The following is a 5,528-nucleotide window of genomic DNA, read 5'->3' as shown; positions in this document are numbered from 1 at the left end:
CTACCCGCCGAACCTCACCCGGCGCGCCTCAGCCCCACTGGATGTCCGAAGAGCCATTAAACCCGGGGCGAAACAGGCTGAGGATCGTCCTTCTCCCCGCCCGCGCAGGGAAAACACCACCAACGAACGGGATTCTTCCGTGGACATCGCCAGTTGGATGTCGGATCACATGGACGCCTCGATCAGTCCCGGACTCTGCCATTCCCAAGGTTGCGGGCGAGAATCGGGGTGGACCAGCAACACGGTCTCCCCTGCCCTCGGGTAGGCTGTGAGGCGTAATCAATACGCGCCGTCACCGGAAAGTCAGGTCATGTCACATCCTTCGTGGGACAGGGTCGGAATCGATGCGCAAAGTGTCGACGCTCCGCTCTCCCGCTCTGCCGTCTTCCTCACGATGACGATCGGGCCGACCGACGCAGCGCTCGACATCGCACGCTCCGTGATTGCCGGTATTGACGATTTGGTCAAGACCGTCGGATTCCGTGACCTGGACGGGCGGCTCTCCTGCGTGGTCGGGATCGGTGACGCAGCCTGGGACCGGCTCTCACCACGATCCCGTCCGAAGGAGTTGCACGCGTTCGCGGAGATCGACGGCGGCGTGCATCGCGCTCCCGCGACTCCGGGCGATCTACTGTTCCATATCCGCGCCGAACGCGCCGATCTGTGCTTCGAGTTCGAACGGCTGCTGCTCGACGCTCTCGGCGAGAGCGTGGCCGTGGTCGATGAGGTGACCGGCTTCCGCTACTTCGACTCCCGTGACCTGCTCGGCTTCGTCGACGGCACCGCCAACCCGGTCGCCGACGAGCTGATCGACTCCGCCGTCATCGGCGACGAGGACCCCGATTTCGCCGGCGGCAGCTATGTCGTCGTGCAGAAATACCTGCACGACCTCGCGGCCTGGGGAGAGGTCGGCACAGCGGTGCAGGAAGAGATCATCGGCCGCTCCAAGAGCGACAACGTCGAGCGCGCCAGCGCGACCGAGGCCCGCAAGTCTCACAAGTCGCTGTCCACGATCGTCGATGACGACGGCAACGAGCTCGACATACTTCGCGACAACATGCCGTTCGGCCGACCAGGCCAGGGCGAGTTCGGTACCTACTTCATCGGCTACTCGCGGCGGCTCTGGGTTACCGAGAAAATGCTGCACAACATGTTTCTCGGCGACCCGATCGGCTCCTACGACCGCATCCTCGACTTCTCCACCCCCGTCACCGGCGCGACGTTCTTCGTCCCCTCTCGCCAGTATCTGGCCGACCTCGGCGAGCCGCAGCCGGTCACGCCCGTGACCAGTGCTCCGAGTATGCAGGCCACAGAGGCCGAAGCACCCGTACCGCTGCCCGCTGACGAGGACACCTCGCTGAGGATCGGTTCGTTGAAGACACCCCAATCGGAAGGACACCGCCCGTGAATCACCTCCTGCGCGACCTTGCCCCACTCTCACCTGAGGACTGGGCTCTGCTCGACGAGGAAGCCTCCACCCGCCTGCGCGTCGCCCTCGCCGCGCGGCGACTCGTCGACCTGCGAGGTCCATTCGGTTGGTCGTACTCGGCGACCAATCTGGGTCGCGTCGGGCCGACGATCGACGCCCAGACGGAGTCAATCGCCGCCCGCACCCGCAGAGTGCTGCCGGTGACCGAGGTGCGCGCCGACTTCAGTCTCGACCTGCTCGAGCTCGAAGCAAACTCCCGCGGCGCCGAGGACGTCGACCTCGGCGCCCTGGACGCGGCCGCTTTGCGCCTCGCCGGTGTCGAGAACCGCGCGGTATTTTTTGGGTGGGAGGCTGCCGGTATCACCGGGATCGCCCAGGCCTCCCCGCACCAGGCTCTTGTGCACGACGGCAGCCCCGCGCACTACCTCCAGCAGGTCACCCAGGCGGTATCCGTCCTGAAGCACAGCGGCATCGGTGGGCCGTACGCCCTCGCCGTCGGCCCTGAGGACTGGGTCGCCGTGATCGAAGCAGGAGACGACGGCTACCCGGTGCTGCGCCACCTGGAGTCCATTCTCAGCGGGCCCATCGAATGGACGCCAGGAATCGAGGGCGCCATCGTTCTCAGCACCCGCGGCGAGGATTTCGTCCTCGAGCTCGGCGAAGACTTCTCCCTCGGCTATACCCGCCATGATGTCACCGACATCCACCTCTACCTCGAGGAGACACTCACTTTCCGCGTCAACACCCCGGAAGCAGCCATCGCCATCGTCGCGGCGTCGTAGTCGATTCGCCGCGGGGCGGGCTTCCACCGGATTCCAGACCCTCGTCTCACGATCCCGGCGTGCTTTCCCTCTGTCGACCTTCCCGTGGATGGTTCTGCCTCCTGAGCGCCGACTGAACGCCCGGAATTCTGCTGCCGACCGTGGCGCAGGAGCTGTTGGCGATCGTTGCCCGGACATAGTACGTCAGGCATACCGTCCGCACATCGCGTGCGTTCTGAGCAGTTCGGCGTTCCTCAGTTCGTCGCGTGTCGCGAGAGTGCTTCGATCAGGTATCGCCCGGTGACGCTTCCGGGTGCGTGGGCCAATTCATCGGGCGTCATCGAGGCGACGATCCGTCCGCCCTGGTCGCCGCCGCCGGGGCCGAGGTCGATTGGGCTGACCCCGTTTCGTAGGTCCAGTCGTTATGAGAGTCGTCCTGTTGTCCGCGGTCGCGGGCAGGGAGACTGGTCAGATCATGACGAACAGCAGGAAGCGTCACACCCCGGAGCAGGTCGTCCGTAAGCTCGGGCAGGCCGACAGGATGCTCGCCGACGGTCAGGACGTCGCGGCGGTGTGCCGGGAGCTCGTGGTGTCCGAGCAGACGTACTACCGGTGGCGGAACCAGTACGGCGGCCTCAAGGCCGACGACGCAAAGCGCCTGAAGGAGCTGGAGAAGCAGAATGCGACCCTGAAGCGTCTGCTCGCGGAAGCGGAGCTGGAGAAGGCCGCGCTCAAGGAGCTGGCTGAGGGAAACTTCTAAGCCCGGACAGGCGCCGCGCCGCCGTCGATCACCTCAAGCGCAAGCTGCGGGTGAGCGAACGGATGGCGTGCCGTCTGGTCGGGCTGAGCCGCTCCGCGTATCGGCGACCGCTCAAGGGCGACACGGTCGCGGACCCGGATCGGGCGTTCAGGGAGTGGCTGCGCGCCTGGGCGAAGGACCATCCCCGCTACGGGTACCGGCGGGCGTATCACGACGCCCGCGCCGAGGGGTGGGTGGTGAACCACAAGAAGATCCAACGCCTGTGGCGTGACGAAGGGCTCCGGGTCCCGCAGCGGCGTCGACGCAAGCGCGTCGGGTCCTCGACCGTCGACGCGCCGACGGCGGACGCGCCGAACGTGGTGTGGGCGGTGGACTTTCAGTTCGACGCCGACGAGCACGGCCGACCGATCAAGATCTGCTCGATCGTCGACGAACACACCCGGGAGTGCATCGGCGGCCTCGTGGAGCGCTCGATTACCGCCGACCGACTCACCGCCCACCTCGAGGACCTCGTCGCCGCCCGGGGCGCCCCGGCGGTGCTCAGGTCGGACAACGGGCCGGAGTTCATCAGCGAGGCGATGGCCGACTGGGCCGGCACCCGCACCGGCCTGTCCTACATCCCTCCGGGCTCGCCGTGGCGCAACGGGTACGTCGAGTCGTTCAACAGCCGGATCCGCGACGAGTGCCTCAACATCAACAGCTTCTACTCGCTGCTGCACGCGCAGGTCATCATCGGCGACTGGAAGGACGAGTACAACCACCACCGCCGGCACTCCTCGCTCGGCTACCTACCCCCAGCCGAGTACGCTCGACAGTGCACCCATCAAATGGAAACCGACGACTCACAGAACGTCCGGACCGAATGAAGGGGGCGGCTCAGAAAGACTGTTCAGCCGGAGCCGTTGGTCGTGCCACCACTCGGGGTGATGACGTTGCAGGTAGAGCCCGCCTACGACCAAGGCTACGCCCGTACCCCATTCAATGAAAGCGGCAGGTTTCTAAACGCTATGGCTCGCACCGTCACTGGAGTCCGCACGCGCTATCGACAGACAAATCGTGCCTAGAAACCTGAAGAACGCTCGTGCCATGTATCGGCGACGAACTGTGCAACGGCCACAGTGGCATTGAAGACCAACCGCGCATGACGAGGAGTCGCTGGGCTCAGTGTGCTCGAACCGTGGCCATCTCCGATCGAGTTCCGGGCCTCGGCTACAGACTGAACTGTGGTGCTCAACGCGCGCATCGCCTTCCGCATCGCGTCGCTTCCACGCGAGTCCCCTTCCACAGCGTTCGCGTTGATGCTGAGTTCCTGCGCAACCTTCGAGAACAAGGTCGGCAACTCGTCCCGATCCGAAAACTCACCACCGAGATCCGTGAGCACGATCTTGCATTGACTCTCAAGCAGGTTCTTGCACGACGAGATAGCCGAGGCTGGATCGGAGTTGAGATCTCGGTCGATGACGTCAAGATGCCGCCGCAGGACACTATTGTCCGTGAGGTCCGGCGCCTGCGTAAGCCTAAGGACAGCGGGTACGTGGTAGGCGGCTATCGAACGCCACCCATAGATGATTCGGTCTCCGAAGCGATCCGTCTCGTACAGCTCGAACCCATCGCGTCGCAGTGTGTCGTTGTACGCCGCAACCATCTCAGCAGCAGTTTGAGCATTGTCCCTCACGATCGGATGAACCGTCTCAGCAAGGAAGCTCAGGAAGTTTTCATCACTGCCATCGCGAAGATGAAACCGATCGTCAGCGAAGACCCAGTCATCATCCCAGTCCCAGTTATTGACCATGTGCTGGTAGATGTCACCGGAGGCGTTCCGGTACCGATTGTCCTTACTCGGGAGACTTTCAAGGTCGTACAGACGGGAGAGAAACACGGGGTGTTCGAGACGCCCTGCCCAGCTGTATTCGGACAGCGATAGCCAATCAAGCAGATTGTTCCGCGTGCTGCGCGAGAGGCGTTGCGTCGCTGTAGGGGTCACACATTCAATGCTACCGACGCGACATAGAGGGTCGCCGCAAACATGAGCCTACGAACGCGGGCTGTTACGCCGCCGACAGTATTCCAGCGCGGACCAGCGATGCGCGCACGACCTTTCGATCGACACCCAGCGTTCGCGAGATCGCCCGCATCGATGAGCCGCCGCGGTGCAGCTGTACAGCTTCAGCGGCATCGTCGATGTCGAGGCCTGGCGTACGACGGACGACGCCCCGGCGCGTGAGGTGCTTTGAGACCGTGCCCCGGTGGATCTCGTACTTCTGCGCAAGCGCGCGCACGGTGAAACCGGCGAGGTAGTCATCGACGAGACGGTCAACCTCGGTTTCCTTGAGAAAGGTTTGAGGAATTGCGATCTCCCGGACGACCGGCCCCCGATCATCCCGAATCGGGGTGATATCGCCCCTCTGATGCGCACGATACACGCCACGCTTCCAGCGGCTGACCAGGGCGTTAAGCTTTGGGGAAAGGTTTGAAAACGTGCTACGTCGGGACCCCATGTCCTGAGTCGCGACATAGTTTACGAACTTGTCGCGGCTCAGGGCTTTTTTGTTGTCTGATGTGTTGACGGCTGACGGGG

General features: G+C 64.0%; 5 protein-coding genes. 3 read left to right on the top strand and 2 right to left on the bottom strand.

Features of this window, described 5'->3' with window-relative positions; translation table 11 throughout:
* Window positions 1-310: 310 nt before the first annotated feature.
* From FM104_RS11195 to FM104_RS11180, 3 genes are all read left to right on the top strand, one after another.
* Complete coding sequence (locus FM104_RS11195) at window positions 311-1,408, top strand: Dyp-type peroxidase (RefSeq protein WP_087132327.1); 1,098 nt, start codon at window positions 311-313, stop codon at window positions 1,406-1,408.
* Window positions 1,405-2,211: a family 1 encapsulin nanocompartment shell protein gene (locus FM104_RS11190; protein ID WP_087132326.1), complete on the top strand. Its 807-nt coding sequence runs from the start codon at window positions 1,405-1,407 to the stop codon at window positions 2,209-2,211. Before FM104_RS11195 ends, FM104_RS11190 begins: the two co-directional genes overlap by 4 nt.
* 454 nt (window positions 2,212-2,665) lie before the next feature.
* Window positions 2,666-3,816 (top strand): IS3 family transposase gene (locus tag FM104_RS11180; protein WP_087132324.1). Its coding sequence is split into 2 segments (ribosomal slippage): window positions 2,666-2,936 and window positions 2,936-3,816, totalling 1,152 coding nucleotides; the frame shifts between segments, so codons are not numbered across the junction.
* A gap of 194 nt (window positions 3,817-4,010) precedes the next feature.
* On the opposite strand, the gene FM104_RS11175 is transcribed toward FM104_RS11180, so the two are convergent.
* Both FM104_RS11175 and FM104_RS16770 read right to left on the bottom strand, forming a co-directional pair.
* Entirely contained in the window at window positions 4,011-4,934 is a 924-nt protein-coding gene (locus FM104_RS11175) for an abortive infection family protein (protein ID WP_143738354.1), read from the bottom strand.
* A gap of 64 nt (window positions 4,935-4,998) precedes the next feature.
* The coding region (locus FM104_RS16770) for a hypothetical protein (RefSeq protein WP_256971628.1) at window positions 4,999-5,528 on the bottom strand (530 nt) is incomplete at its 5' end.

This window comes from Microbacterium esteraromaticum, from assembly GCF_900163815.1.
In the GTDB taxonomy this organism is placed as follows: Bacteria; Actinomycetota; Actinomycetes; order Actinomycetales; family Microbacteriaceae; genus Microbacterium; species Microbacterium esteraromaticum_B.
Note: the sequence above shows the minus strand (reverse complement) of the source record. Positions and strands in the feature narration are given on the sequence as shown.

Excerpts from the sequence above, each read along its gene's own strand:
- FM104_RS11195 (WP_087132327.1), top strand. The coding sequence starts at position 311 with ATGTCACATCCTTCGTGGGACAGGGTCGGAATCGATGCGCAAAGTGTC.